Origin of the sequence: Streptomyces sp. DH12, assembly GCF_020873895.1 — a bacterium.
Taxonomy (GTDB): Bacteria; Actinomycetota; Actinomycetes; order Streptomycetales; family Streptomycetaceae; genus Streptomyces.
Genome location: NZ_JAHWGT010000413.1, coordinates 1 through 630 on the forward strand (window position 1 = coordinate 1; position 630 = coordinate 630).

The 630-nt window shown below is 74.3% G+C and carries 1 protein-coding gene; it reads right to left on the reverse strand.

Translation table 11 applies throughout. The features are described from left to right. Nucleotides 1–120: 120 nt before the first annotated feature. On the reverse strand, nucleotides 121–630 hold a 510-nt coding region (locus LPA54_RS34890; RefSeq protein ID WP_306806587.1), incomplete at its 5' end, for a hypothetical protein.

A 630-nucleotide genomic window follows, 5' to 3' on the forward strand; every position in this document is an offset into this window, starting at 1 on the left:
GATCAAGCAGGGCGACGAGCACGCCCTGATGCGCTTCGCCGTCAGCAAGTAACGGCCGCGGCGGAAGAGAAACGGGCGGCCACGGCACCGGATGGGAGGTGTCGTGGCCGCCCTCCCCCGTCAGGGAAAGTGCGCGTAGACGCCGCCCTCGGTGTCGCGCACGGTGACCCGCCCCAGGTCGTCGGTGTCGGCGACGGCGTACCAGACGCCCCAGCCGGGACGGCCGGGCAGCTCCAGCAGCTCGCCGCGCACCGGTCCGTCCTCCGACGCGACCTCGACCACCGACGCCGTCCCCGCACCGCCGTAGTAGAGGCCCGAGAGCAGCGCCCTGGTGGGCGTCGACTCGGACTGCACCGTGACTCCGGGCGTGTCCCGGTCGATGTTGTCGCTGTTCACGCTCCGGAACTGCGGCTCGGGACTGTCCGGCGTCGTCCAGTGCTTCCCCTCCTCCGTCAGCCACAGGACGAACCCCGGCGCCGCTGTCACCCGCTCGCCCGGTGCGACGACGCGCGGCGTCGGCGCGGGCGCGCTCGGTGAGCGGGAGGGCACGGGTGAGGCGGACACCGTGGCGGCCGGGCGCGTGACCCGGTCGCCGTCGCCCGGGCCGTGCAGCGAGACGAAGGCCAGCGG